The sequence below is a fragment of the Myxococcales bacterium genome (assembly GCA_016712525.1).
GTDB lineage: Bacteria > Myxococcota_A > Polyangia > Polyangiales > Polyangiaceae > JAAFHV01.
In genome coordinates this window covers 327,439-354,261 of sequence record JADJQX010000008.1, presented here as the reverse complement: position 1 = coordinate 354,261, position 26,823 = coordinate 327,439, and the positions used below count along the sequence as shown (strand labels likewise).

General features: G+C 71.8%; 23 protein-coding genes. 12 read left to right on the top strand and 11 right to left on the bottom strand.

All coding sequences use genetic code 11. From position 1 onward, the window contains the following. The first annotated feature begins 110 nt into the window (after positions 1-110). Positions 111-929, top strand: coding sequence for a metal ABC transporter permease (locus IPK71_30905; protein ID MBK8218161.1), 819 nt, complete (start codon positions 111-113; stop codon positions 927-929). Here the strand turns inward: IPK71_30905 and IPK71_30900 are convergent. Further along, on the bottom strand, positions 897-3,326 hold the full coding sequence (locus tag IPK71_30900; GenBank protein ID MBK8218160.1) for a hypothetical protein: 2,430 nt from the start codon (positions 3,324-3,326) through the stop codon (positions 897-899). The genes IPK71_30905 and IPK71_30900 overlap by 33 nt on opposite strands. Before the next feature lie 62 nt (positions 3,327-3,388). Here IPK71_30900 and IPK71_30895 point away from each other — a divergent pair, with 62 nt between their 5' ends. Both IPK71_30895 and IPK71_30890 read left to right on the top strand, forming a co-directional pair. Then, entirely contained in the window at positions 3,389-3,697 is a 309-nt protein-coding gene (locus tag IPK71_30895) for a helix-turn-helix transcriptional regulator (GenBank protein MBK8218159.1), read from the top strand. Positions 3,698-3,845: 148 nt separating this feature from the next. Next, on the top strand, positions 3,846-5,726 hold the full coding sequence (locus tag IPK71_30890; GenBank protein MBK8218158.1) for a hypothetical protein: 1,881 nt from the start codon (positions 3,846-3,848) through the stop codon (positions 5,724-5,726). Between the two features lie 175 nt (positions 5,727-5,901). Here IPK71_30890 and IPK71_30885 read toward each other — a convergent pair whose 3' ends face one another. Then, complete coding sequence (locus tag IPK71_30885) at positions 5,902-6,537, bottom strand: hypothetical protein (GenBank protein ID MBK8218157.1); 636 nt, start codon at positions 6,535-6,537, stop codon at positions 5,902-5,904. A gap of 214 nt (positions 6,538-6,751) precedes the next feature. Here IPK71_30885 and IPK71_30880 point away from each other — a divergent pair, with 214 nt between their 5' ends. From IPK71_30880 to IPK71_30870, 3 genes are read left to right on the top strand one after another with little or no spacing between them, the layout of a single operon-like run. Beyond that, positions 6,752-7,648: a pantoate--beta-alanine ligase gene (locus IPK71_30880; GenBank protein MBK8218156.1), complete on the top strand. Its 897-nt coding sequence runs from the start codon at positions 6,752-6,754 to the stop codon at positions 7,646-7,648. Between the two features lie 60 nt (positions 7,649-7,708). Next, positions 7,709-8,371, top strand: a complete 663-nt coding sequence (gene tmk, locus IPK71_30875) for a dTMP kinase (protein ID MBK8218155.1) — start codon at positions 7,709-7,711, stop codon at positions 8,369-8,371. Between the two features lie 31 nt (positions 8,372-8,402). Next, the gene (locus IPK71_30870) at positions 8,403-8,882 is read left to right on the top strand and encodes a hypothetical protein (GenBank protein MBK8218154.1); all 480 of its coding nucleotides are present in this window, start codon (positions 8,403-8,405) and stop codon (positions 8,880-8,882) included. A gap of 11 nt (positions 8,883-8,893) precedes the next feature. Here IPK71_30870 and IPK71_30865 read toward each other — a convergent pair whose 3' ends face one another. The 5 genes from IPK71_30865 to IPK71_30845 form a co-directional block, all read right to left on the bottom strand. Beyond that, a complete protein-coding gene (locus IPK71_30865) occupies positions 8,894-10,027 on the bottom strand; it encodes a protein kinase (GenBank protein ID MBK8218153.1) in 1,134 nt (377 codons plus the stop codon). An 837-nt stretch (positions 10,028-10,864) separates the two neighbouring features. Next, positions 10,865-11,821, bottom strand: coding sequence for a DUF882 domain-containing protein (locus tag IPK71_30860; protein MBK8218152.1), 957 nt, complete (start codon positions 11,819-11,821; stop codon positions 10,865-10,867). Between the two features lie 18 nt (positions 11,822-11,839). Then, positions 11,840-12,715 (bottom strand): hypothetical protein, encoded by an 876-nt coding sequence (locus tag IPK71_30855; protein MBK8218151.1) that lies wholly within the window; start codon positions 12,713-12,715, stop codon positions 11,840-11,842. 13 nt (positions 12,716-12,728) lie between these two features. Next, positions 12,729-13,379, bottom strand: a complete 651-nt coding sequence (locus tag IPK71_30850) for a hypothetical protein (GenBank protein MBK8218150.1) — start codon at positions 13,377-13,379, stop codon at positions 12,729-12,731. 10 nt (positions 13,380-13,389) lie between these two features. Next, the gene (locus IPK71_30845) at positions 13,390-14,667 is read right to left on the bottom strand and encodes a hypothetical protein (GenBank protein ID MBK8218149.1); all 1,278 of its coding nucleotides are present in this window, start codon (positions 14,665-14,667) and stop codon (positions 13,390-13,392) included. 60 nt (positions 14,668-14,727) lie between these two features. Here IPK71_30845 and IPK71_30840 point away from each other — a divergent pair, with 60 nt between their 5' ends. Then, complete coding sequence (locus tag IPK71_30840; GenBank protein ID MBK8218148.1) at positions 14,728-15,522, top strand: endonuclease/exonuclease/phosphatase family protein; 795 nt, start codon at positions 14,728-14,730, stop codon at positions 15,520-15,522. A 31-nt stretch (positions 15,523-15,553) separates the two neighbouring features. Here IPK71_30840 and IPK71_30835 read toward each other — a convergent pair whose 3' ends face one another. Further along, the gene (locus IPK71_30835) at positions 15,554-15,973 is read right to left on the bottom strand and encodes a hypothetical protein (protein ID MBK8218147.1); all 420 of its coding nucleotides are present in this window, start codon (positions 15,971-15,973) and stop codon (positions 15,554-15,556) included. 141 nt (positions 15,974-16,114) lie between these two features. Here IPK71_30835 and IPK71_30830 point away from each other — a divergent pair, with 141 nt between their 5' ends. Both IPK71_30830 and IPK71_30825 read left to right on the top strand, forming a co-directional pair. Continuing rightward, positions 16,115-17,971 carry a hypothetical protein gene (locus tag IPK71_30830; protein ID MBK8218146.1) on the top strand — a complete coding sequence of 619 codons (1,857 nt, stop codon included), beginning with the start codon at positions 16,115-16,117 and terminating at the stop codon, positions 17,969-17,971. Between the two features lie 220 nt (positions 17,972-18,191). Then, positions 18,192-19,685, top strand: coding sequence for a serine/threonine protein kinase (locus IPK71_30825; protein ID MBK8218145.1), 1,494 nt, complete (start codon positions 18,192-18,194; stop codon positions 19,683-19,685). Positions 19,686-19,756: 71 nt separating this feature from the next. On the opposite strand, the gene IPK71_30820 is transcribed toward IPK71_30825, so the two are convergent. Then, on the bottom strand, positions 19,757-20,593 hold the full coding sequence (locus IPK71_30820; GenBank protein ID MBK8218144.1) for a trypsin-like peptidase domain-containing protein: 837 nt from the start codon (positions 20,591-20,593) through the stop codon (positions 19,757-19,759). A gap of 98 nt (positions 20,594-20,691) precedes the next feature. Between IPK71_30820 and IPK71_30815 the strand changes: the two genes are divergently transcribed. After that, positions 20,692-21,672 carry a PEGA domain-containing protein gene (locus IPK71_30815; GenBank protein ID MBK8218143.1) on the top strand — a complete coding sequence of 327 codons (981 nt, stop codon included), beginning with the start codon at positions 20,692-20,694 and terminating at the stop codon, positions 21,670-21,672. Between the two features lie 33 nt (positions 21,673-21,705). Here IPK71_30815 and IPK71_30810 read toward each other — a convergent pair whose 3' ends face one another. Together IPK71_30810 and IPK71_30805 are read right to left on the bottom strand one after the other, a co-directional pair. Continuing rightward, positions 21,706-22,467 (bottom strand): hypothetical protein, encoded by a 762-nt coding sequence (locus tag IPK71_30810; protein ID MBK8218142.1) that lies wholly within the window; start codon positions 22,465-22,467, stop codon positions 21,706-21,708. A gap of 39 nt (positions 22,468-22,506) precedes the next feature. After that, positions 22,507-23,049, bottom strand: a complete 543-nt coding sequence (locus IPK71_30805; GenBank protein ID MBK8218141.1) for a hypothetical protein — start codon at positions 23,047-23,049, stop codon at positions 22,507-22,509. A 204-nt stretch (positions 23,050-23,253) separates the two neighbouring features. Between IPK71_30805 and larC the strand changes: the two genes are divergently transcribed. Together larC and IPK71_30795 are read left to right on the top strand one after the other, a co-directional pair. Beyond that, complete coding sequence (gene larC, locus IPK71_30800; GenBank protein MBK8218140.1) at positions 23,254-25,614, top strand: nickel pincer cofactor biosynthesis protein LarC; 2,361 nt, start codon at positions 23,254-23,256, stop codon at positions 25,612-25,614. 149 nt (positions 25,615-25,763) lie between these two features. After that, positions 25,764-26,759 carry an FHA domain-containing protein gene (locus IPK71_30795; protein ID MBK8218139.1) on the top strand — a complete coding sequence of 332 codons (996 nt, stop codon included), beginning with the start codon at positions 25,764-25,766 and terminating at the stop codon, positions 26,757-26,759. The last annotated feature ends 64 nt before the right edge of the window (positions 26,760-26,823 follow it).

Below are 26,823 nucleotides of genomic sequence, written 5' to 3'. Positions count from 1 at the left end.
CATATGCATGAAACTATTGGTGTTTTCTGAGCGTCGAGGGAGGGCGAGGCAGGCCGTCCGAATCGTGCTCTCCTCGCGCTCGTAGGGCACCTCGCCGCTACCCGCCTCCGATGGACCTCTCTTTTCTCGCGATCCCGCTCTTCCAACGCGCGCTCCTCGCGGGCTCGATCCTCGCGGCGCTGCTCGCCGTGCTCGGAGTGCTCGTCACGGCCCGTGGCCTCGCCACCCTGGGCGACGGGCTCTCTCACGCGGCCTTCGGGGGGATCGCGCTCGGAATGTTCTTGGGGCTCCACGCGCCGCTCGTCGTGGCCATCCCGTTCACGGCGCTCGCGGCCGTCGCGATCGGGGCGCTCCGGAGGCGTGGTGGTCTCCGCTCCGACGTGGCCATGGCGATCCTCTTTGCCGTGTGTTTCGCGTTCGGTGTCATCCTGCTGCGCAAGGCCCCGCGCACGGCCGGCGCGTTCGATCCCGAGCAGCTCCTCTTCGGGAACATCCTGCTCGTCGGCTCGGACGATCTGGTCGTCGTCGTCGGGATCGCGGCGATCACGGCGGTCTTCTTCGCGTTCGCGTGGACGCGGATCGCGTACGCGACGTTCGACGAGGAGCTCGCGCGTCTCTCGGGCATCGAGGTCGGGTGGCTCGAGAGCGCGCTGCTCGCGCTGCTCGCGGCGGTGGTCGTGTCGGCGATTCGGCTCGCGGGGGTGGTGCTCGTGAGCGCCTTCTTGGTCATCCCGGCGGCGGCCGGGCGGGCCCTCGGGCGAGGGCTCGGTGGGGTCGTGGGTTTTGCGATGGGGGCAGGAGTTTTGGGCGTGTTTTTGGGCTTTTTGCTCGGTCACGCGCTCGCCTGGCCCGAGGGGGCGTCGATCGTGCTCGTGCTCGCGGCGGTGTTCGCGGCGTCACTCGGGGTGAGGGCTCTTCGGGCGCGCTGACACGAAGTCGAGGGCGAGCTGCTCGGTGTGCTCGTGCGGCAAGGTGCCCCGAGCGATCGTGGCGATCGTCAGCGCGTCGTCCGGGGCCGCCTCGAAAGGGGCTTCGAGGACGGGCATGGGCCGCTCGGGGAGCGCGAGGGGCGAAGGGCCTCGCGAGCGAAAGATGCCGCGGCGGAGGCTCGTGAGGAGCGCCGCGAGCACGGGGCTCTTGGCGTCGGGGCTCGAGAGGGAGCCCTCGACCGTGACGGGGACCTCGATGGTGCCCGCGAGCGTCGCCGGGATGGAAAGAAGGCGACTTCGCGCGAGCCACGCGGGCTGCGCGGACACCGTGGCCGTGGCGCGGAGCTCCTCGCCGCGGAGGGTCGCGCGGCCGCGGGCGCCGATGCGCAGGCCCGGGACGGCGAACCGGAGGCGCGGCACGGTGACCACGCCGGCCTCGAGGCCACAGACGAGCTCGAGCGGGCCGTCTCCCTCGGTGGCGAGGGGAGGGAGGCCGAGCTTTTCGAGGCGCTCGGTCGCCCGCGGCAGCGCGGGGTAGGTCGGCGCGTCGACCCGCGCGTTCGCCCACGCGAGCACGGTCCCCGCGTGGATCGAGGCGTCCCCATAGAGGGATACGTCGCCGCGCAGGGGCGCGTCCGTGAGGAGGGTGAGGGCGTCGACGGCGACTCGCCTCGCCGAGACCGAGAGCCTCGCGCGCACGTTTTCCCCGAGGATCGCGCAGCCGGCCAGCGCAACGCGCCCCTCGCCGACCTCGACGTGCGCGTCGTGGAGGGCCACGAACGTACGGGTCACGTGCAGTCTCGCGCGCGCGGCGCCGAGGCGCATCGCTCTCTCTCCGAGGGTGAGGACCGTCGGGTCCAGACCGATCGTTCCGAGCGCTCGTGTCGACGCGACGTCTCCCTCCAGGCCGAGGTCGAGCGTGATGGAGCCGCCTTCGATGCGGGCGCCGGCAGGGAGGCGCGAGCCCGCGTCGAGCACGATCGCGGCGTGGGCCATCGCGATCTGCCCTTCGGCGCGCGAGCCCACGTGTCTTCCTTCGCGGACCGAGATCGTGGTCACGAGTCGTGTGCCAGGCCCGGAGATGGTGATACGCGCGTCGGTCGCGCCCTTCGCGGGGCATAGATCGAGGTCGACGGCGAGCTCCTCGGGAAGGTAGAAGGCGGCGTTCTCTCCCGTGCCTGCGAGGGCGGCCCTGGCGCGTTCGGGCGCGGCCTGCGAGAGGCGCACGAGGGCGCTCGCGCGTGCGTTTCGGAGCGCGACGTCGAGGCGTCCGTCCTCGCCCTTCGTCAGCGTGAGCGCGCCCCCCTCGAACGTCCCGGTGACGCGCAAGCTCGGCCTTCGGACGCTCCCGGAGAGGGTGGCCGCGCAGCTCTCGATGGGCAGCTCGAGCGAGCCTACCGTGAGCCCGAGCTCCGGGGCCGCGAGGTCGCCCTCGAGCAACGCGGGGCCTTCGGGGGGAGCACGGACGACGAGCTCTCCCGACACCTCGCCGCGCGCGTGGCCGAGCCCGTCGACACCGAAGAGCGCGAGCAGCGGGCGAATGGCCGCCGGACCGAGCCGCTCGATACGGAGACGCGAGACGGTGCCTCCGTCGACGCCCCGCGCGGCGCTCGCGCGAACGCGGGATGCCCCGGGTACACAAAGCTCGCACTCAGCCGAAAACGTGCGTGATCGCGGGGAGATACGCGCCGTCGCGGTGACGTCCGTCGCGCTCGCGTAGGGCACGAATCGCTTGTGCCCGGGGCGCCGTAGAGGGATCGCGCCGGCGCGGAGGGAGGCGCTCACCACGGGCGCCTCGCTCGTGCCGGAGACCCGCAGCTCCACGTGGGCAGAGACGCCGGTCGGGTCGAGCCCGAGGGGAGACCCCGTGCGGGTGACGTCGAGAAGATCGACGAGGGCCGCCGTGCCCACGAGCGTACCTTCGAGCCGAGCTCCACGGAGCTCGAGACGGCCCACGAGGCTCGTCCCTCCTTCGCCTACGAGACGGAGGGCCTCGAGGACGACGCGACCGTCGGCGACCTCGACCCGCGCTTCGGCGCGGAGCTCTCCGAACGTGACGACGAGGGCGCCCGTGGCCCAAGCGCGCTCGCCCCCGCTCGACGTGAAGCGGAATGCCCCGCGCGTCTCGCGGTCCATCTCGATCGTCCCGTGGGCGTCCCCCAGCGTGACGGCCGCGCCGCGCAAAAAGCCGAGCGCCGAGACGTGCGCCCGCGCGTGGTCCACCATGACACGGAGCGGGCCCGCGGGCAGGAGGAGGCCGCCCACGGTGACGGTGGAACCATCGACACGAAGCTCGTCGAGCCGGCTCCCTTCGGGCAGGGCCCGCACGAGGCGCTCTCGCACGAGCGGGGCTACGGGCTCGGCGAAGGCGCGCAGGAGCTCGCCGAGAGAGATCATGCGACGAGGCTACGTCGATTCCGCGCGCGGTTCGAGCGCGGTGACCTGTATGGTCGAGCGGGATGGGGCACGACCGCACCCCGAGGAAGGCGCGTGGCGAGGGCGACGACGGGCTCGCGTCGCGCTTCGGTGCCGGCGTGCGCGCCGCCCGCGCCGTGAAGGGCTGGACACAGGTACAGCTCGCGCTCGCCGCGGGGCTCGCGCCCAACACCGTGGCGCGTGTCGAGCGCGGCGAGCTCGGGGTCTCTCTCGACGTCGCGCTCCGCCTATGCGCGGCGCTCGGCGTCACGATCGAGGCGACGGCTGCGTCTCCGCGGAGCACCTCCGGAGAGCCGAAGGGACGCGGCGGGCGCGGCCAGGGATATACGTAAACGTATAGAGGGGGCGCCGCTCCTCCGACGGGCGAAAACGCCTCCGCGGAATTGCGGAATGGGTCCCACCAAACTAGGCTTTCGAGCGGCCCGCGGCGTGCCCTTCGCCACGCGGGAACTCGAGGAGCGGCCCTCCGGCCGGCACGCCATGAAAGAACCTGTCTTCGCTTCACCGCCATCGTCCTTCTCCCGCGTCGCGCGCTTCGTGGCGTCGCTCGCCTTCTTCGGGAGCGCGGTGGCGGCCGCGGGCTCCGGGTGTGGCCGATCGAGCCTCGAGGAGCCGATCCTCGACGCATCGCTCACCGACGCGAAGACCGACTCGGGCGGAGACGCGGGCACGTGCGGCCCGTCGACGTGCCCCAACGGTTGCTGCGACGTGCGCGGCGTGTGCCGCGTCGGGACCGACGTGCAGGCGTGTGGCGGGCTCGGCGGAAAGTGCTCCGACTGCATCGCGGCGGGCCAAGACGTGTGCGAGCCCTCGCGGAAGGCGTGTGGCAAACGCGTCCCCACGTGCGACGCCACGAGCTGCGCGGCCGGCTGCTGCGTGACGGCCGGCGGCACCGGGGTGTGCTTGCCCGGGACCGACGCCACGGCGTGTGGGCAAGGCGGGGCCTCTTGCACCGACTGCGCGGGCCAAGGCCAAGCGTGCGACAGCCGCCTCCGCACCTGCAACGCGGCTCGAAAGTGCGACGCCTCGAACTGCGCCGGCTGCTGCGTCGGCGACCAGTGCCTCACCGGGACCGACGGGCAGGCCTGCGGCAACCGCGGGGCTGCCTGCCAGAACTGCACGGCGCAGGGCACCACCTGCGGGCCGTCGGCCGGCGGAGGCGGGCAGTGCCAGGGCATCGGGCGCTGCGGCCCGCAGAACTGCGGAGGCTGCTGCGACGCGCGTGGTACCTGCACCGAGGGCATCGACAGCACGTCCTGCGGTCGCGGCGGTGAGGCCTGCCAGGACTGCACGGGCCGCGCCCAGGTGTGCGCGCCGCGCGATCAACCGAACGGGCGCACGTGCATCACGCCGCCCCCGTGCGGCCCCGAGAACTGCGCCGGCTGCTGCATCGGGGATCGCTGCACGCTCGGCACCCAAGACACCGCGTGCGGTGCGGCGGGCACGCAGTGCACCAACTGCGCGGGACTGAACCAGGTGTGTGGCGCCGGCGGCGTATGCCAGGGCGGCCAGACGTGTGGCCCCGCGAACTGCCGCGGCTGCTGCGACGGCAACACCTGCATGCCGGGCACGGACGCGGCCATGTGCGGGCAAGGCGGGCTCGCCTGCCGCGCGTGCGGTCCAGGCGGCGCGTGCAACGCGGGCACGTGCTCGAACCCCGCCTGCGGCCCGGCGAACTGCCCCGGCTGCTGCAACGGGAACCAGTGCCTCGCGGGCTTCACGAACCGGTCGTGTGGATCGGGAGGCGCGGCGTGCGCCGACTGCTTCGCCACGAGCACCACGTGCAACACCCTCGCGAACCCGCGCGCGTGCGGCATCCCGTCGACCTGCCCGGCCACCTACCCCGGCTGCAACGCGGGCGTGTCGCAGGTCGTGCTCCCGCAGAACACGAACGTGTGCTCGGCGGTGAGCCTCCAGAACGCGCAGGCCGCCTGCGCCAACGGGCACGACAGCGTGCAGTGTACACAGTTCTTCGCCTTCCTCGCGGCGGTCGAGCCCCAGTGCGGCTCGTGCCTCGGCAACTTCCGCAGCGCGTTCTTCGACCCGAACTTCCCCACCTTCGGCAAGGGCATCTCGGCGTGTGTCGCGCCGTTCGTCTCGGCCGAGTGCCGGAGGAGCCTCGGCTGCTCGCAAGACTGCCTCGACACGAGCTGCACGCAGTGCCCCCAGGGCGCCACGGCGCAGTGCCGCTCCGGCGTGACCCAGGCGGGGACCCAGTGCTTCGCCACGTCGACACAAGCGGCTCAGTGCGGAGGGCTCGCCCTCCTCTCGGGTCCCTCCACGCTGTGCAACCCGCAATCGTACGGCTTCAACTACGGTGCGTGGCTCTCGGCGGTCGGCGCCCGCTTCTGCGGGCCCTGAGACACGGTCGCACGCCCGCACGACGGCTCCTCTCGATGGGCCCCGCACGTCTCGGGCGGGGCCCGTCGCGCCCTATCCGGGCCGGAGCCGTCGGTCCGTAAAGTCTCAAAATGCCGAAGGAGAACGAGCACTTAGGTGTGCCGTTCTCCTTCGTCGATCGTTCGGTTTCGGGCGGTCAGCGTGACGGGGTGACGAGCTCGGGCCAAGGAGAGAACGCGCGTTCGATGGCCTCGCGTGTGCGCGGGGTCGGCGTGGCGAAGGGGCGCGGCGGGCCGGCGTCACGAGGGGGTGGACCCGCGTCGCGGGGAGGGACGGGGCCCGCGTCGCGCGTGGGAGGCGGCGGATTGCCTCCACCTCCGCCGAGGCCTCCTCCGAGCTGCGAGAGGATGTCGGTGCAGTCTTCGCCGCACTTCCCGGTCACGCACTGCAGGATCGAGAGGAGCTGGAGGGCCCCCTGCGGCGAGCCTTGCGCGCACCCCAAGATGCAGGCGGTGTCGAGCCCGGCCCCGCACTGCGTGAGCACGCACTGGAAGGCCGCCTGGCACGTGGGGCTCGTCACGCACTGGACGATCGGCTGGCTGCACTCGCCGATGAGGCAGAGGCTGCAGTCGACGATGGGCGGGAGGTCGGGGCCCGTCGACGTGGGCGCGGCGTCGATCGGGACGATCGTGCCCGTGCTCGACGGGAGGGGCGCGGCGTCGGCTTCGGCCGCCGGGTCGGCGCCGTCGAGAGGACCACGGCTTCCGCACGCCGCGGCGGGTCCGGCGGAGAGGAGCAGCACGGCGACGAGGCGAGCGTTCCTGGGCGACATGGCCCGGAGCTTAGCAAAGCCACGCGGGAAGGCACCCACGACCGCGCGCCGTCGGGCGTTCCGAGGGGCGACCTCTTCGGACAGTCCCTCTGCGAATCCTGCGCAAAGGGGGGCCCGACGTCGGCGATTCCAGGGTAAGGAAGGCCCACGCGCGCCCCGGGAGCCGTGCTCCGGCTCGTGTGGTCTCGCTCCGTCCTTCGCCCCCGAGGTCCCCATGCCCATCGTTCGTGTCGCTCGCCCCGAGGATTTCCGCAGCGCGCTCGACACCGCGCGCGTCGCCCGAGGCTCGCGGGTCGCCTTCGTGCCGACGATGGGCGCGCTCCACGACGGGCACCTCGCGCTCGTCCGCGAGGGGCGCAAGCTCGTGGGCGACGACGGGCTCGTCTCGGCGAGCGTGTTCGTGAACCCCACCCAGTTCGGCCCCAACGAGGACTTCGCTCGCTACCCGCGCGATCTCGACGGCGACGCCGCGAAGCTCGAGGCCGCCGGCTGCGACGTGCTCTTCTGCCCCGAGGCGACGGCCATGTACCCGGAAGGCGAGCGCACGCGCGTGCGCGTCGACGAGCTCACGTCGGGCCTCTGCGGCCCGCACCGCCCCGGTCACTTCGAGGGGGTCGCCACGGTCGTGTCGAAGCTCTTTTCGTTGCTCGGACGGGCGCACGCCATCTTCGGAAAGAAGGACTTTCAGCAGCTCGCGGTCATTCGTCGGCTCGCGCGCGACCTCTTCTTTCCGGTCACCGTCGTCGGGCACCCGATCGTCCGTGAGCCCTCGGGGCTCGCGATGAGCTCCCGCAACGCCTACTTGTCCCCCGAAGAGCACGAGCGCGCGCTCGCGCTGTCTCGTGGCCTCCGCGCGGCGTATGGCGCGTTCACGGCGGGGGAGCGTCGTGCGCGGGAGCTCCGCGAGCTCGTGCTCGGTCACGTCTCCCGGGTCGCCGACGCCGTCGACTACGTCGAGGTGGCGCACCCCGAGACCCTCGCCCCCTTCGCCGACGCGGGCCCGGTCGACGACGTGACCCTCGTCGCCCTCGCGTGCCGCATCGGGAAGACCCGTCTCATCGACAACGTGGTCCTCGGCGAGGACCCTCCCGAGAGCCTCGGCGCCGCGTGAGCGGCCCTTCCCGTCTGTAAATGTGTAACCGTTTCGAGTGGTTGTGAGCGAGGAGGGTCTATGGGTTTAGCTTCGCACAAAGGGCGGTTCATCGTCCTCGAGGGGATCGACGGCGCGGGCACGACGACCCAAACGTCGCTCCTCGTCGCGCGCTTGAAGCGCGAGGGGCACTTCGCGAAGGGCACGCGCGAGCCGAGCGACGGGCCGGTTGGCACGATGATCCGTCAGGTGCTCGGGGGGCGCTTCGTGCTGCCGTCGGGGCGCGCGCCCGGCTGGGCGACCATGGCGCTCCTCTTCGCCGCAGACCGCCTCGACCACGTCGAAGCCGAGATCGAGCCCGTGCTCGAGAGAGGTGGGATCGTCGTGTCGGACAGGTACGACGCGTCGAGCCTCGCCTACCAGAGCGTCACGAGCGGGCGCGGCGGCCCCGAGGCCGTCGAGTGGATCCGCGCGCTGAACCGCCACGCCGTGCGCCCCGACGTGATCGTGGTGGTCGACGTGGCGGCCGATCTCGCGGCGACGCGCCGTGAAGCGCGAGGCGAGGCGGCGCAGCTCTACGAGCAGAACGAGGTGCAGCGCTCGCTCTCCGACTTCTACCGCGGGCTCGGCGCGCACATGCCCGACGACCGGGTGGTGGTGGTCGACGGGGTCGGCTCCGTCGAGGACGTGCACGAGCGCATCTACGCGGCGATCGCGACGACCTGCGGCTTGCCGCAAAGTTGACGGTCGGTGAGCCGCGGGGCATGGGAGGGGTATGGCACGCCCCCGTCTCGCTCCCTTCGTCCTCGCTCTCGCCTTGCCCTCGTCGCTCGCGCTCGTGGCGTGTGGAGAGCCGAACGAGCTCGGCAAAGAGCCGCTGACCCCGGCCAACGCGGCGCAGGTCGCGCCACCGCCCAAGGCGCCTCGGGCCAAGGTCACGCAGCTCTCCCGGGCGGGCGTGCAGGAGACGGTGCGCGGCGGGATCGGGCGGTTCCTCCAGGACGTGACTCTCGACGATAACCCCGCGTTTCGTAACGGAAAATTCCTTGGGTTTCGAGTGGTCGAGCTGCGCGGCGACCTCGAGGCTACCGAGCTTCAGCCCGGTGACGTCATCGTGCGGGTGAACGGCCAGGCCATCGAGCACCCCGAGGAGGCGCTCGCCGTCTTCCAAGCGCTGCCCAAGGCGAAGGAGCTCGTCGTCGACTACGAGCGGGGCGGCAAGCCCCAGACGATTCGTCTGCCTATCGTCGACTGAGGCGCGGCGCCTTACGCACCCGCGAGGCGCGCGAGGCCGATGCGATCGGTGTCGACCGTGCCCGTCGGGCCCTGGCTCGGCGTGAACGTGAGGAACACGGAGCCATCCCGGCGCTCGCGCACGTGCTCCGGGTCGACGAAGCCGTGCACGAGGCCCTCGGCGTGGAGCATGGCCAGGGCGTCCTTCAGTTGAGACACCTCGTGCGGTCCGAGCGGACGAGCGAGCGGGCGTGCGTCCGGATCGGCGAGCCAGATGGCGCCGTCGTCGCGATCGACCCGGAGCACGGGCTGGAGGGCAGGGTGGTCGAGGCGAGCGAGCACGCGCGCCCTCGTGAGCGCGACGTCGGCGAGGGCCACGCGCTCCACCGGTCGCTCGAGCCACACGTCGACGAGCACGCCGTCCGCCCGGGCGACGAGGCGCGCCTCCCCCGAGGGCGCGGCGTGGGGATGCTCGGAGGCTTTGCGAAGCGGGGTGCGCTCGATCGTCGCGGGCCAGGTGAGCGCGGTGAGCTCGCGCCGCGCGGCGAAGGCGTCGGCCGGTCGGCGCTCCGGATCGGGGTCGAGCAGGCGGAGCACGACCTGGTCGTGCCGGAGGTCGAGGTCGCGATGGACGCCGCTCGGGCGCGTGCGATGGTCGGGCCGCGTGGTCGACAGGGGCGCGTCGTCGACGGCCTTCGGGAGCTCGGGTTTCTCGCCCGTGAGCATCTCCCAAAGAATGGCGCCGACGCCGTAGAGGTCGCTCTTGACCGTCGCCGGCCGGCCTTCCCGCTGCTCCGGGCTCATGTACGCGAGCGTGCCGATGAGGCCTGCGGTCGCCGTGGCCGAGAGATCTCCGAGGTGGGCTGCGCCGAAGTCTCCGAGGCGCGCGACGCCCGCGTCGTCGAAGAGCACGTTCGCGGGCTTCACGTCACGATGGAGCACGCCGAGCCTGTGGGCCTCTCCGAGCGCCGCGAGCACCGCGACGGCGATCTCGACGGCGCGCGCCGGGGCGAGGGGCTCCTTGCGGAGCATGTCGTCCAGGGTCCCGCCCTTCATCCACGCGAGCACGAGCGCCGGACCTTCGGGCAGGTAGTCGCGGAGGGGGAGCACGTTCGGGATCGAGCGCCCCGAGCACCCGGACCTCGCGCTCGAACCTCGCGAGCGCATCACGCCCGGCTCCGCGCGCGTCGTAGGCTGCGAAGATCTTCACGGCCACGTGCTCGGCGCGCACCGCGTCGATGCACTCGACGACGCGCGCGGACGGCGAGCTCGCGACCTCTCGCACCACCTCGTACCTGCCGAAAAGGCGAGATTTTACGTTGGTTTGTGGAGCGTCGTCGGTCACGTCGGCGGGGCCCCCGAGCGTGGCGAGCTCGTGCTCGGCCTCGGCCTCGGCCTGCGTGTACCCGAGCTCCCGGAGGCCCCTCACGAGCCACGTGAGCGCGAGCCTCCGCTCCTTGGCCGTGGCGGGGACCTTCTGCAAGGCTCGGACGGCGTGCTCGGTCTTCCCGTAGCGGACGAGCAGCGCCCCGTAGGCCACGTGGAGCGGGTACTGGTCCGGTGTGCGCCGCAGCGCGGACTCGAGCACCTTCGCCGCGGAGACGACGTCGTTCTCGGCCTCGAGGATGCGCGCGGCCCGTCGCGCGTCTCCCGCTTTGTCGTAAGCGCGGGCGGCGTCTTTCGGCTTGCCCGCGGCTTCGTAGAGGCGCGCCGCGACGCGAGCGTGGCCACGTGTCTCGAGGTTCTGCGCGAGGCGCTCGCGAGCCGCGCCGTACCCCTCGAGGGCGACGAGCGAGGCCTCGACGAGGTCCTCGTCGCGGGCTTCGGCGGCGAGCCCGATGGCGTCCTCCGGGCACGACGCCAAGAGGGCTTCTTTCGCGGCCCTCCCGAACGCGCAGGCCCGCTCGAAGAGCTTCTTGGCCGTCGCGTGGTCCCCTCCTCGGCTCGCGAGCTCGGCCGCCTCGAGCAGGCGCTCTTCGCGTACGAGGGCCGCGACCTCGGGGCTCAATCGGCGCCCCCGCCCACGTTCTCCATGTCCTCGTCCTCGTCGTGGGGGTGACCATCGGGATCGGAGGGCGTATGCGCCGCGCCGAGCGCCTTCTCGCGCGATGCGAGCGCCCCGTCGACGTCGGGGAGGAGGGTGAAGGGGCCGATGGGGCGGTCTCCTCGGGCGAGCGCGGCCTTGTCGGAGCGCGCGGCGACGTCGGCGAGGATGCCCCGGTCGCGGCTCTTTCTCCCGGGGCCCGTGGTGTCGACCCAGAAGTGGGAGTGCTCGCGCACGTCGACGTGCACGAACCCCGAGACGGGGTAGATGCCTACGCCCGCGAAGCCAGCCTCCCGCGCGAACTTGGCGACGTCCTCGTCGGTCGCCCCGGGAACGATGAGGTCCATGGCGCGGCCACGCCCGTGGTTCGAGTGCGTCCCCGGCTTGGGCGTTCGGTAGCCCGAGACCACACGAATCTCGTGCGCGGAGAACCTTCGGGCGATGCGGTAGACCGAGTCGAGGAGGCGGGGCTCGACGGGGTGCTCGTTGCCGGTGCGGGGATCACGGAGGAGCTGGGCGGCGCGCTCGAGGTCCGAGCCCGAGAATCCTCCCGTATCCGAGAGGGCCGTGAGCTCCACGCGCTCTTGCGTGTTCAAGGCGAAGAGCACGAGCTTCGGGCGGCCGCGATCGTCGTTCGGGGCGGACTTGCCGGGGATCGCGGCGTGCCACGCGCGTACGCTGTTCGCGTAGCCCTTGGGGATGGGCGGCTCGGGCTTGGCCTTCTTGCCCGGCTTCCCCTTGCCTTGGCCAGGGCCGCCCTTGGCGGGCTGCGGGGGGCTTGCCTTTGCGGGGGCTTGCGGCTTGGCGACCTTGGGGGCGGCCGGAGCGTGGCCCGCCACGAACAGCACGGCGAGGGCTACGACGGGAGGCACCGCGGCGCGGAGGGCACGCGCGAGAGGCTCGGTTCGCCACGCCATGCGAGCCGACGGGCGGTGTTACCGCCCTTCCCTCGAAGTGCGCGAAAAGACGAAGGTTTTTGCCGTGTCGAAGCGAATCTCGCCGTCGTCCCGGCGGGACTTGTCGAGGCGGAATCGCTCGCGGTGGACGCGATGCACGACGAGCGTTCCCTCGTCTCCGAGGAGCGGAAGGACACCACGGCCCGCATCGGGGAACGCGCAGCGTACGGCGGCCCGACCTTGGGCGCGCACGTCGACCACGATGACGTCCTCGGGCTCGCCCGCGAGCCAGGTGAGCTCGGCGGGGCCGGGGGCGGCCGTGAGCTCTCGGGGGTCTTGCCCTCCGATGCGGAGGTCGCTCACGTCGGCCGGGACACGAACCTCGGCGACGAACGCGGCCTCGGGATCGCTCGGCGCCGTTCGGACGACGAGCTTGCGGCCTTCGCCGGCGCTCGGCTCGACGAGGCGCGCGTTGTAGACGACACCCGAGAGCACTCCGGCCGGATCGGGGACATGGCGGGCCGTGAGGCCGACGGGCGCGCCGCCGAGCTCCGCCGTGACCTGGCCGAGGTCGGCGAGCTCGAGGCTTCGGACGGCCGAGGCTTGGGCGCGGGCCGAGGGGGCCACGCAGGTGCCGAGGCCAGGGAGGTCGTCGGAAAGGCCTGCCAAGCGGAGCGCGGGCTCGTCGAGGGTGCCGGGCCCGACGACACGAACGAGCCGCGCGACGACCTCGGTCTTGGCCGGGTCGCTCGTGCGTTCGACGGTCACGAGGGCCGCCTGCGAGGCGCTCACGTCGGACGCGTCGGACGAGTCGGCCGTGGCGGTGACGGAACAGCCGAGAGCGCCGAAGGCCACGCCGAGCGCACACCCCCACGTGAGGGGCGAGCGGAGGGGAAGTTTCCGAGGGCGACCCATGGCTCTCTTCAGACTAGTCGGCCCTGGGAGCCGCGGCAAGGGGGAGAGCGTCCGCCCGCGCGAGGCCCGAGAGGACCCGGTCGCAGACTAATTCGGCTACCTTTTCATGATGTTGCGCCCAGTCGGCCCGCCCTCGGCTCCCGACCCGGTTGGTCACGCCGAGCACCGCGGCGAACGGAACCCCGGCGACCTCGGCCGCGCGCGCGACCGCGTAGGCCTCGAGGTTCTCCACGAGCGGCGCATGCCCGCGGTGCGCCTCCGCGAGCGCCACGGCGGCCTCGTCCGACGTGGTCACGGTCAGGGTGGTCAACGCACACACGCGGGTAGCCTCGGGCGCGAGCGCCGCGGTGAGCTCGGCGCTCGTCTCGCGGACCTCGGCCATGCGGGGAAGGAGGCTCGCCTCCCCTCGGGCGGCGGCGAGGTCGGCGAGCACGGTGCTCCCGATGGCGACCACCTCGAGCAGGTCCACCCTCGACCCCGGCAGGACCCCCGCCGAGCCGACGAGCACCACCGCGGACGGGCGGAGCTCGGCGATGACGCGGGCCGCACCGAGCGCCGCGTCGACGAGGCCGATCCCGACGGCGCGCGCCTCCACGCCCTCGGGGAGCCGCCCATGAAACGGCGCGATTTCGGGCGCGAAGGCCCCGACGAGCAGGAGTGTCATCGGGTCTCCCTTACACGGTCTCGGCGCGCGCACCCACGCCCTCGGCGCGCGCCGCCTCGTCGTTCGTCTCTTCGGGGAGCGCTTCGTAGGCGCGCGCGACCGCGTCGACCGGGCCGTCGGCGACGCGAAAGAGGGCGGCGTGCTCCTCGCTCGACGACGGCAGGGTGGCCGGGTCGATGCGCGTGCCGGCCTGCCCCGGAGCCCTTCGGAGCACCCGCGCGGCCGCCAGCCGTAGGTCGGTCGAGAGATCGATGTCGCGCGCCGCGCGCTCGAGATCGGGGAGCGCGAGCTCGGCGGCTCGGTAACCGCTCCCCAGCGTGGCGGCGACGCCATCGAGCCGCGTCAGCCATTGCTCCACGCTCTCGCCCCGAGACCGCGCGAGCCTCGCGATGCGTTCGCCCGGATCGTCGGCTCTTCGGCCTTCGCCGCGGGCCCTTCGTGCCGCCGAGTCGAGGTGCGCCGCCACGAGGCGGAGCTCGGCGTGGGAGGCAGGCAGCGCGAGGAACGCGGGCGGCGCGCCTTCGACGCGAAGCTCGAGGCCCTTCTTCTGCGGCGTCGCGCCGACGATGCGGTCGTACGGGACGGCGACGGGCCCCACGTCGCCCGGGAAGTACGCGGCCTCCGGCCGGAGCGCGATCCGTCGCCGAAGCGACGCGGGGACATGGCCCACCAACGACAAAACCAGCGCGAAGACGAGGGCGGGCCCGCCGTACACGTAGGCGTAGAGCTCGTGGAACGCCGCGCTGCCCGGCTCGACCGGCGTGAGGAACGCCAGGAGCGAGCCGAACGCCACGAACCCCGAGACGACGCGGGTCGTGGTGTCGACCATCGACGGGGACACGGCGAAGCACGTCTCTCCTGCGCCCTCGCGGGGGAGGCCGAGCGCCGCGCGAACACGCTCCGCGGAGGCCTCGTCGTCGAAGGAGAGGGTCACGGTGGTGGTACCCCGCCACACGGACACGGTGAGGCTCATCACGACCCGCCCTTCGTGGTGGCACGTCGTCGCTCCCACCACGTCGCGCCGGTCGATCGTAACGCCGCCGATGGCACGTCGCAGGTGCACACGGCCAGGCTCGGTGTCGATCGTGAGCGTGCGCGTGCGAAACCCGAAGGGCCGCACGAGCGCGAGCGCGGCGAACGTCATCGAGAGCAAACCGAGCGACACGGCCGCGCTCACGCCGAAGAGGACACCCACCGCGACGGCAAGAGCGAGCCCGGTGGCGGCGAGCCCCACCAGCGAAGCGAGGAGCCGCGTGGGGACGTGAGGAGCGTGAACGACGGCGCGCATCCGTCGTCGATCGTACGCTTCGAGCGGCGCGCCGCGAGCGGAAACGCTACGTCTTTCGGCATGGGAACCTACACCGCCCTCACGCTGAACCTCTGGAACCGCTTCGGCCCATGGGAAGCGCGCCTCGTGGCCCTCCGGCAAGGCCTCGTCGCGCTCTCGCCCGACATCGTGGGTGTCCAAGAGCTCGTGGTCGCCAAGGACCTCGATCAAGCCGCGGAGCTCTGCCGAGGGGACTACGAGGTCGCGTTCGGACCGGCGTACGTCGAGGGCGACGTCGAGGTCGGAAATGGGATCTTTTCGCGCTACCCGATCCTCGAGCACACGACGTTCTCGCTCCCCTCGCGGGATCCTGGCGACCGCCGCGTGCTCCTCGCCGCGCGCCTCGCGACCCCTTGGGGACCGTTGCCTGTATTTTCCACGCATCTGTCGTGGCGGCTCGACGAGGGCCACGTCCGAGAGGAGCAGGTGCGCGCCGTGGCCGAGCTCGTCGAGTCGTACGCGCCCTCGCGCGAGGGCCTATCGCCGCTCCTCATGGGCGATTTCAACGCGGAGCCCGACTCCGACGAGATCCGCTTCTTGCGCGGCCTCACCGCGCTCCGCGGGCGCTCGGTCTACTTCATCGACGCGTTCGGCGTCCGAGGTCGCGGCGACGGGACGACGTTCTCGACCCGAAACCCCTTCGCCGAGCCGCTCCGTGAGCCGGAGAGGCGCATCGACTACGTCTTCGTGCGAGGGCACGACGATCCGAAGCGCCACGGCGACGTGCTCGAGGCGCGCATCGTCTTGGACGAGCCCCACGAGGGCGTCTTTCCATCGGATCACTTCGGCGTGCTTGCCACGGTGCGTGTGCGCTGAGCGTGCCCGCGCGCGAGCCCGTCTCGAGCGCTCAGAAGATCGGCTTCACGCAGAAGACGAACGGGGCCGGATTGCAGCATCCGCGGCACGTGCCGTCGCACGGCGGGGTGTCTCCAGCGGCCAACTGAGTGACGCCTTTGGCGAGCATCAGGTTGTCCGTGCAGGTGGCGGGCGGGTTGCCCGTGCTCGCGTCGGGCGGCGGCGGGGGAGGAGGCGTCGCGTCGACGGTGGCCGTATCCGGGATGGACGCGTCCTTCGGGGGCGCGGAGTCGGTGGCGGCGTCGCGCGCGGGCGTGGTCGACGGCTTCGAGGTGTCGGCGGCGGCGTCGGCGGAGACCGCCTCGCTCTCGTCCTCGTCGGCGACCTCGGCGCCCTTCGCGCACGCTCCGAGACCGAGCGAGAACGAAGCCAAAACCATCAGTGTACCAAGGAAGCCCTTCGAGACGCTCATCTTAGGCGAACCTTATGCCAGATGCCTTTCGGGCGGCAACGAACGGGGGCGCCGATTTGTGGCAGGAGGTCGCACCTTTCCGCCGGCCCCGACCCTCACTTTGCCGGACGCGGCCCCAGAAAGGCCGGTAGCCTACGGTTCGTGCGTTCACCTGGCGTTGGGAAGCGCCTCGCCGTCGTCTCCTCGGCCCTCGCCGCGGCGCTCGTCGTGGGGCTCGTGGCCGAGCGGTCCGCCGAGGGCGCAGGGGCCTCCCCGGTGGTCTCCCCGCAGGCGTCCGCGCCGTCCACGTCCGCGCTCGCCGGCGCCCCCACCTCGACGCGCGTCGGGTACTCGCCGTACGAGCAGGCCACCATACGCGACGCGCTCAAGAAGACGGGGCTCGCGGCCGACGTCGCCCCCGAGGGCAAGATCGTCGAGTCGATCGAGGTCGTCCGGCTCGAGGTGATCGAGGACCGCGACCCGCTCCCGCAGTTCCTGAACGCGTTCCACGCCACGTCGAAGGACTTCGTCATTCGGCGCGAGTCCTTGCTCCGGCCCGGCGAGCGCTACCTCCAGGTCGTCGCCGACGAGACCGAGCGGAACCTCCGCACGATCTTCCAGGTGTCTCTCGTGCTCGTCGTCCCCGTGAAAGGCTCCGACGACGACCACGTCCGCGTGCTCATGATCACGAAGGACGTCTGGTCGCTCCGGCTCTCGTGGGACCTCGCGGCCACGTCCGGCGGCGTCGAGAAGTTCACGCTCGTGCCGCAAGAGGTGAACGTCGCGGGGCTCCACCACACGGCCCGGACGCAGTTCGTCTACCAGCCCGAGAGCCTCACGTTCGGTGCAGGATACAAGGTTCCTCGCTTCGGGTACTCGTGGGTCGGCGCCACGACCGACGGCGGCATCATCGTGAACCGGAGGAGCGGCGAGCTCGAGGGCGGCGTGGCCAAGGTGAGCGCGGGGCAGCCGCTCTACTCGACGCGGACGCCTTGGTCGTGGGGGGCCTCGCTAGGCGGCTCGACGGGCTTCGTGCGGCGCTACTCGAACGCCCAGGTCTACCCCGATCCGCGGACCGGTGTGCCGTTCGAGTACCGGAGCTCCTCGGCCAGCGGCTCGCTCTCGCTCGTGCGGAGCTTCGGCTGGAAATACAAGCTCGACGTGTCGTTCGGCGTGTCGTTCTCGCACGCGCGCTACGAGGTCCCCGAGCGCGCGGGGTTCGACCCGGCGAAAGTGAGCGAGTTCGGCCGCAGGAACCTCCCCATCGGCGAGACGCGCTACGGGCCCTTTCTCCAGCTCCGCAGCTACACCACGAACTTCGTCACCCTGACGAACTTCCAGACCTTGGGCCTCCAGGAGGACGTGCGCCTCGGGCACGACGTCTACGTGGCTCCCGTCACGGTGCTCCCTGGCTCGACCCGCGCGCTCACCGGGTGGTCGGCGGGTGCACAATACACGTGGGCCCTCCGTGACGGCCTCGTCCGCGTGTTCTCGGAGGCGTTCGGCGAGGTGCAGCTCCAAGGCGGCGACGGCGAGCAGCGTGTCACGGACGCGTCGCTGAGTGGCGGCCTCCACGTGGTCACGCCGCGGCTGCCGGTAGGGCGCCTCCTCTTCAGCGCGACGGCCTCGAACCGTTACCGGAACTACCTGAATAGCCAGGTGTTTTTGGGCGGAGACGGTCGCCTCCGCGGCTATCCGACGAACTTCTTCGGCGGCAAAGACTACGTCGTCGCCAACTTCGAGTACCGCTCGCGCCCCGTCGAGATCCTGTCTCTTCAGGTCGGCGGCGTCGTCTTCTACGACGTGGGCGACGCCATGTACGGCTTCGACAACCTGCGCGTGAAACAGTCGCTCGGAGGGGGGCTCCGCGTGCTGCTCCCGCAGTTCAACCGCGCGGTCTTCCGCGCCGACATCGGCTTCCCGCTGGAGCGTGGCCCCTTCGGCGCGCGCACGGCCCCGATCGACCCGTTCAATTTCTACGTCGCCTTCGAGCAGGCCTTCGGCTTCGGCGGGATCTGAAGCGCGAGCGGCTGCCGCGGGAGCGTCGGGTAGAAGAGAGGCGGACCCACGATTCGTCGTGAGGTCAGGCCATGGGGCCGGTGATGTCGGATCGGCATCCGCCATTCGGCGGACCGGAGGGGAGGTCGAGCTCCCGAGCCAGACCGAACGGGCGCTCGACGACCGAATGGGTCCTCCATGCGCTCGGAACCGGGCCGGAATCTGCTACGCTCCTCACGGCATGCACCCGTCCCAAGAACCCCCGCGCTCCCCGGTCGAACCGGGCGACGTCGTCGCCGGCAAGTACCGGGTCGACCGCGTCATTGGCGCGGGAGGGATGGGCGTCGTCGTCGCGGCCACCCACGCTCAGCTCGACCAGCGGGTCGCGCTCAAGTTCGTGCTCCCGCACATGCTGTCGGGGAACGTGTCGGTCGAGCGGTTCTTTCGCGAGGCGCGCTCCACGGCCAAGCTCACGAACGAGCACATCACACGCGTCCACGACGTCGGCACGCTCGAGTCGGGGGCCCCGTACATCGTCATGGAGCTGCTCGACGGCGCCGACCTCTCGCAGCTCCGCCGTCGTATCGGTCGCCTGCTCGTGCCGGACGCGGTCGAGTACGTGCTCCAGGCGTGCGAGGGCCTCGTCGAGGCGCACGCGGCCGGCATCGTGCACCGCGATCTCAAGCCCCAGAACCTCTTCGTGACCCGCCGCATGAACGGCGCGCCGCTCGTCAAGATCCTCGATTTCGGGATCTCGAAGGCCACGGGCGCGGCTGCGGTCGGCCAGATGAACCTGACCGACTCGGCCACGGTGCTCGGCTCGCCCCTCTACATGTCGCCCGAGCAAATGCGGTCGGCCCGGAGCGTCGACGCGCGCAGCGACATCTGGGCGCTCGGCGTGATCCTGTACGAGCTCCTCGCCGGAAAGGTCCCCTTCGACGGCGAGACGGTGACCGAGCTTTGCCTGAAGGTCGTCATCGAGAAAGAGACGCCGGTGAGCGAGCTCCGCGGAGACGTGCCGGCGGCGCTCGCGGAGGTCGTGCATCGCTGCCTCGCCAAAGAACCGAACGAACGGTTCGCGAGCGTGGCCGCCCTCGCCGACGCGCTCGAGCCCTTCTCCCGCAGCGCCGAGAAGGGCGTCCAGTTGAGGGCGTGGCGTAGTTTTTCGGACACCGCCGACGCCTCCACCTCCGGCGATTTCGCCGAGGCCCGCGAGGCCGTGGCGCTCGCCGAGTCGAACCGCGGGAGCGTGTCGAGCAAGGCGTCGCTCGATCGGGAGCGCGCCCAGCTCGAGAAGGAGAGCACGCAATCGACCTGGGGAAACACCCAGAGTGGGATGCGACGCCGCCGAACGTACGTGGGCGTCGCGGGCGCGGTCCTCGGGCTCGTCGCGGTCGTGGCCGTCGGTCTGCGCGTCGTCTCGGGGGCCGGATCGAAGCCGGTCGCGGCGACCGTCGTGCCTACCGAGCCCGTGTCCCCGGCGCCTCCGCCGTCTGCGCTCGCGTCGGGGCCGAGCGCCCTTCGGGTCGAGCCTTCCGTGGGCGCCGTCGTGTCGTCTCCGCCGTCCGCGCTGCCGAGCGCCATAGTCGCCCCGTCGGGGAAGCGCGTCCCGTCCGTCGCGCCGCCTTCTTCCCCACCCAAGCCGAGCGCCTCGGAGAGACCCGCGCCCGTGCCCGCCCCGTCCACGCCTCCGACGGTCAGCGCCAAGGTGAACGGATCCCCGATCCTCCGCTGAGCGCCGCGAGCGCCTCGGGCAGGAAAGAGGCCGACGACGATTCGTCCTCGGCCCGTCCGCCTTCGCCCTCTTTATTTGGCCGAGCAGGTGACGGGGGTCAGCTTGGCTACGTCGGCGCCCTCCGAGACGGCTTTCGCCTGTTCGAAGAGCTGCCTCACGGGCGTCGTGTCGAAGCGCGTGACGACCGTCTCTTTGCGCGGCGAGGTGCGGGGCCCGCGCCGCCGTGACTGGATGCCCACGAGGGTCTTCCCGCCGTCGTCGACCACGGGGCCGCCCACGTCGCCGCGGCAGAGCACGCGGTCGAGCACGACGTCCGAAGCCTCACGATCGACCACATGAGCGCGCTTGATTTCTTTTGCGTCACCGTTGCACTTGTCGAAGCCGATGGCCTCGACGGCGCCGCCGGGCCCCGGGGTGCTGGCGAGAGGGAGAGGCTCGATCCAGCTCGCGGGCTCGGTGAGCACCACGACCGCCACGTCGAGATCGCGCCGCTCGCAGGCAGGCACGAGCACGTGCGAGCCCGCGCGTTGGGTCCAGGTGAGGGAGCTCGAGGGGAGCTCGACGCGCACCTCGCCCTTCTCCAACGTGTGTGCGCCTTGCCCTTGCCTGAGGCACCTTCGTGACGTCGCGACCACGCGAGGCCCGACGACGACCCCGGCGCATGCGTTCGGGCCGGAGTGGACGTGCGCCATCACGCGTTCGGAGGGCGTGTCCACGAGGGGATGCGACGGCTCGTCGCCGTTCTCGTCGTCGCCGTCGTCCGTGGGGGGGGCGCTCACCGTCGCGACGTGGTGGGTGCCCGACAGGCCGGGGCGCTCGTTGTTCACGAAGCCGACGTGCCCGCAGCCAACGAGCGAAGCGACGACCGGAGCGATGTACGCCCACCGCGGCGAGATGGAAGGGTTCACACATAGAGCCTATCACCTCGATCGCGCTTCGGGGCGCTTCGCGGCGACGGGCGAGGATCGGCGTTCCGTCGGGCCGATCCGGGATATGCTACGCAGTCGTGAAGCCACGGATCATGTGCGGAATCCTCGGACTCGTCGTCGCGCTCTCGTCGTCGGCGTGGGCGGGCACGAACGACGAGGCCGACGCCCTCATCGCGCAGGGGGTCGCCTTGCGCGAGCAGGGCAAGGACGATCAAGCGCTCGAGGTGTTCCGGCGCGCGGAGGCCAAATCGAAGACGCCCCGCGCCACCGCGCAGGTCGCGCTCGCCGAACAAGCGCTCGGCATGTGGGTGCTCGCCGAGACGCACCTCACCGCCGCCCTCGAGGCGAATGACGACCCGTGGATCCAGAAGAACCGTGGTCCGCTCGAAGGCGCGCTCGCGACCATCCAGAAGCACGTGGGTAGCCTCGACGTGCGCTCGAACGTGGGCCACGCCGAGGTGTACGTCGATGGCTCCCTCGCGGGCACCCTCCCTCGGCCGACGCCGCTCCGGGTCGAGGTCGGTCCGCGCCAGGTCGAGGTGCGCGCGCCCGGGCACCACCCGGTCTCTCGGACGGTCTCCGTCTCGGTCGACGGCATGTCGCGCGAGACGTTCACGCTGGCGCCTCTCCCCGAGGAGCCCAAGGTCGTCGTCGTCGCGCCGCGCGGCCGCGATCCCGTGCCGCCCCGTCCCGCGGCCGAGCCGTCGAACGTGCCTCGGACCGTGGGGTGGGTGCTCGTCGGCACGGGGGTCGGGCTCGCCGCGTTCGGCGGCGTGGGCATGCTCGTCGCCGAGATCCAGACGGGCCGCTACAACGATCGCAAAGACTGCCCGGGTGCGAACGTCCCCACCCAACCCGGGGAATGCCAGTCCATCCTCGATACCCGGTCGACGTGGCGAACCGTCGGCGTGGGCGCGTTCGTCGGCGCGGGGGTGCTCACCCTCGCGGGGGCGGCGTTCGTCTTGCTCTCCCCGAGCGCGAAGCCCGGAGGTGGGGCGGAGATCGCGTGTGCACCTTCGCTCGGCTCGCCGGGCATGGCCTGCACCGGACGGTTTTAGGCGCGCAGAATATCTTGTAAGCTTGTCGCTTGCTTAGGGGTCGCAGACGTTGGCGCCGTTCGGGCTCGCCACACCTCGACAGAAATCGGCGGCGTTGTTCATCGTGTCCATGCCGGGCGGCCTTCGGAGGAGCGCCTTGCCCGCGGGATCCGGTGCGGGTTGGCCGCGGCGTGTCTCGGTGGGGGCCGACACGACTTGGGCCGCAGGTGTGCCGTAGCCGACCACGTCGACCAGCGTGACCGTGCTCCCTGCGACGCGGACGAGCTGCACCGTGCCGCTGCTCGACGGCAAGTCCCACTGCGACACCAAGTACCCGTTGTCGACGCTCGTGCCGGCGATTCCGCCGACGACCCAGGTGCCGCGCGCGGGCATGGTGTCGGCAGCGCTCCTCGCGACGTCGACGGTCACGAGGACCGCGCCGTTCGAGCCCACGATGCGGAGCTTGAGGTCGGAGAGCGTGGCTCCGGCCGGGCCGGCGAGCTCGACGTAGCGCCTCGAGAGCACGTCGGCTTCGAGGATCTCCGAGATGACGATCTTCCCGGGAGGCGCCGCGTCGGTGCGCGCGTCGGCGGGGGCAGTGTCGGCTGTCGCGTCGGCCGTCGCGGCGTCCTTCTCGGAGGCGTCCTTCTCGGCGATGGGAGCGTCCACCGCGGCCTGACCGTCCTTCAAGGGACGTGAGAACGTGGCGTCCGCGTCGTCTTCGATGGTGACCCGCTCGGCCGCACAGCCAGGGGAGGCGACCGCGCCTAGGAAGACGAGCGTGACGAGCGCGACCGATCCGCCGAAGGCCTTCATGGGCTCACTTTTCCCATCGAGAGTCGGACGACGCAAGCCTCACGCGACGCGACGAAGTGCCGCGCGGGCCAGCGCGGCGCCGGAGACGAGCGCGAGCCACGTGAGCACGACACCTCGGCCGAGCGGGCTCGCGCCGATCGGGACCGTGCCGAAGCCGCCGCGGTACTGCGCGTGGCTAGCGCTCACGGCGAGCCTCCCGTGGGCGAGCGCGAGGCCGAGAGCGAGCAGCGCCACGAGCCCGATGGCCACGCGGACGAGGACGTGGGCGCGCTTCTCGGCGAGGGCGCGCGCGGCGAACGCGACCGTCCCCGGGACGAGCGAGGCCGCGAACAGGACCAGCGTGAGATCGACGGCCGATGGGACCTTCGCCTGCGGGACGAGGTAGAGGTACGCCCAGTCGCCGTGGAAGGCGGCGAAGTAGCCGAGCGTTGGCACGAACGTCGTCACGGTGAACGCGAGCGTGACCGAGAACGCGCGGGTCCCGACGGCCGTCCGATCGGAGAGCGCAAGCTCCGCGCGGCCGTAGTACGCGAGCAAGAAGCCGAACAAGACCGCGACGACGGGAGCGAAGAGCAGGGGCACGCCCGAGATTCCTAGCATCCCCACGGGGCACGTTGCCTGCTATACGCGTAAGTCCCGTGGGCGCGGCCGAGCCACACGAAGCCCTCGAGGCTCGCGCGGCGCGGTGCCACGAAGGCGAACGCTCCGTGCCTTCGGTCCCCACGTTCTCCCGAGCGGCCACCCCGTCGTTCGGGGCCTCCGCGAAACGAAGAAGGTCCGGGTACGATGAGCGACGAGAAAAAGCCCAAAAAACGCGAGGAAAAGGCCCAGGGCGAGAAACCTCGCGCGCGGGGTGACCGTCGGCCAGGGCCGGGCCGCGAAGGCGAAGGCGATCGCGCGCGCGGCGGGTTCGGCGGGCCACGTCGGGACGACACCCGTGACTCGCGGCCTCGTCGTGAAGGAGGGGGCGGCCCTCCTGGGGGCGGAGCGCGCGAGGACCGAGGTGGGCCGGGAGCGCGGCGTCCCGCGGGGCGTGACGACCGGCCGCGACAAGGCGGGTTCGGTGGTCCCCGCGACGACCGTCGTCCACCGCGGGAGGGGGGCTTCGGGCCGCCCAGGCCGCAGGGTGGCTTCGGGGGAGGCCGCGACGATCGCCGTCCGCCGCGTGACGGCGGCTTCGGGGGAGGCCGCGACGACCGCCGTCCGCCGCGCGAGGGCGGCTTCTCGGGCGGACGCGACGACAGGTCCGGGCGGCCCGGCGACGATCGAAGGCCGCCTCGCGACGGGGGCTTCGGCCCGCCTCGCGAAGGTACGGAGACGCGTTTCCGTACCGAGCCGCCGACCCTCTCTCGGCCGAAGATCCGGAGGATCGTGGACCAGCAGAAGGCGCCGCGGGCTCCCGAGGAGGGGCCGCCCACCGAACGGAAGAACAAGTTCGATGCGCTCGCTGCCGAAGCGGCCTCCGACTCGGAGCCGTTGACCCCTCGGCCGGAGGACCTCCCGAAGCCCACGCCCAGCGTCGTGAGCGGGAGCGTGCCTGACCTCGCGCCGGCCGAACCGAGCGCTCCCCGGCTCGACACGCCTCCTCCCCCGTCGCTCCCGACCGACGTCGCCGCGCTCGTCGAGTCCACGCTCGAGAACGCAGCCCTGCGCGTGCCCGAGCTCCGCGCCGTGCGGCCTTCGTCGCCGCCTTCGAGGCCTGCCCTCGAGCCGATCGTTCCGCGCCCCCGCCCTTCGACGCCGGCCGCTCCGGACGTCACGACTTCACCGCCGCACCTCGCGCCACATGCTCCTACCCATACCCACGCGGCGGGGCACGCGCACGACCACGCTCACGCACACGAGCATGGGCATGATCACGCCCCGGCCCACGCGGCGGGGCACGCGCATGGCCACGCGCACGCGTCGGATCGCAAGCTCCATCGCGACGAGCTCGCCCTGGGCTCCGGCCGCGGGAAGGTCCTCTTCCTGGACGCGCCGGCGGGGCTCGCGGGCGACATGATCGTCGGGGCGCTCGTCGACCTCGGCGTGCCCGAGTCGATCGTGCTCGACGCGATCGGAAAGCTCGGTCTCGCAGGTTTCCACGTGCACTTCGGGGGGCGGGAGCAGAGCGGCATCGTGGCGACGACCTTCGACGTCCACGTCGATGGTCCCCAGCCCGAACGGACTTTTCGTGCCGTGCGCGCGCTCCTCCTCGAGTCGGAGCTCCCTCCGAAGGTCAAGGACCGCGCCCTCCTCGTCTTCGAGCGCCTCGGCCGCGCGGAGGCCAAGGTCCATCGCATGCCGATCGACGACGTCCACTTCCACGAGGTGGGGGCGGTCGATGCCCTCTGCGACGTGGTGGGTGCGGCGGCCGCGCTCGAGTACCTCGGCGCCGAGCTCGTGGTGTCACCGTTGCCGATGGGCCGTGGCTTCGTTCGTGCGCGCCACGGGGTCTTGCCGCTCCCTGCGCCGGCGACCGTGGAGTGTTTGGCCGGCCTCCCCACGTACGATGCGGGGATCGACCGCGAGCTCGTCACGCCGACGGGGGCGGCCATCGTGGGTGCCAACGCCGCGCGTGCTTCGCGCTGGCCCGACCTGCGCATCGAGCGCGTCGGCTTCGGTGTCGGGACGCAGTCGCTCCCGGACCGACCGAACCTCCTCCGGGCGGTGCTCGGCCCTGTGTCCGAGGAGCATGGCGCGAGCCCGGGGCACGCGGTCGCCACGCACTCGGTGCTCGAGTGCAACCTCGACGACGCCACCGGGGAGCTCGTCGGATACTGCATCGAGACCGTGCTCCGTGAAGGTGCGCTCGATGCCTGGGCGATCCCGAGCACGACCAAGAAGGGGCGGCCGGGCATCGTGCTCGCGTGCCTCGTCCCCATCCCGCTCGCCGATCGGCTCACCGCGGCTCTCCTCCGCGAGAGCACGACGATCGGGGTCCGTCGGCACGACGTGTCCCGCGTGGTTCGCCCACGCAAGGAGGTGATCGTGCAGACCTCCTATGGCCCCATCTCGGTGAAGACGAGCGAAGGCCCCTTCGGTTCGCCGCAGCAAAAACCCGAGTTCGACGACTGCGTGCGTGCGGCGACGCTTCATCGTGTGCCTGTCCGTGAGGTCCTCGCGGCGGCGCTCGAGGCGGCTCGCGCGCGTCCCGAGGCCGGCTGAGCGGGGCCTCCGCGGGCCCGTTTCGTGGCAAAACCAGAAGATTTCGTCGCAAGCTCGCCCTTTGCGAGCGATGTCGGATATGATCGAACAGCGGGGTTACGAGAGCCCCTGCACGCCGGCTCGGGAGCCGGTCGACTGGAGAGAAAGCCATGAACCCCTGTCCGCAGTGCGGCGCGATTCCTCAGACCTCCGACAAGTTCTGCAACGTGTGTGGCTTCTCCCTCGGACCGTCCCCGTTCGGCGCCCCGGCCGGGGGTGGCTTCGGCGGGCAGCCTCAGTACGGCGCCCAGCCCGGCTACGGGAACCCGCAGGGCGGCGGGCTCCCTCCGATCGACTCCATGCCGTTCACGAACGACGCGTACGGCAACCCTCAGCAGCAAGGGGGAGGCTTCGCGCAATCGGGTGGCTATCCGGCGGGCGCTGGCGGCTTCGGCCAGCCCCAGCAGCAAGGTGGCGGCTTCGGTGGGTACGATCAAGCCGGCGGCTTCGGTCAGCCCCAAGGTGGCGGCTTCGGCCAGCCCCAAGGGTTCCAAGACCAAACGGCCCAGCCTGCCTTCGGCGGCGCGTACGGTAGCCAGCCCCAACAAGGTGGGTTCGGTGGTGGCGGGTTCGGCCAACAAGCCCCTGCCCAGCCCGCGTACGGCGGCTTCCCGCAGGGTGGCCAACCGCAACCCGGATACGGCGGCGGACAGGGCTTCGATCCGAACCCGTACGGCCAGCCCCAGCCCCAGCAGCCCCAGGCGCCCCCGCAGGCGGCCCAGGGCCAGCAGGCTCCCGCGTACCAGCCTCCGCCCCCGCAGCCGCTCCCTGCGAACGCGCTGCGCGGGTTCGTGCTCTCGTACCAGGCGAACCCGGCCGGTGATTTCTGGCCGCTCACGGGCGGGCGAAAGGTGATCGGCCGCGCGAACTCGGGCGAGCAGGTCGACATCCCCCTTGCCGACGCCACCACCTCCTCGAGGCACGCCGCCATCACCGTCGACGGCACGTCGGGGACGATCACGCTCGAGGACACCGGGTCGACGAACGGGACGTTCGTGAACGAGGAGCACATCGGCTTCAACGGTCGCCGCGAGCTGAAGGACGGCGACAAGCTCCGTTTCGGCGGCTACGTGGCGTTCGTGAAGGTCGTGACCCGCACGCACTGAATGCGAGCGGCGCCGGCGAGCGCCCCACACGAACACGGCAAAAAGCGGCGGGCCTCGATGGAGC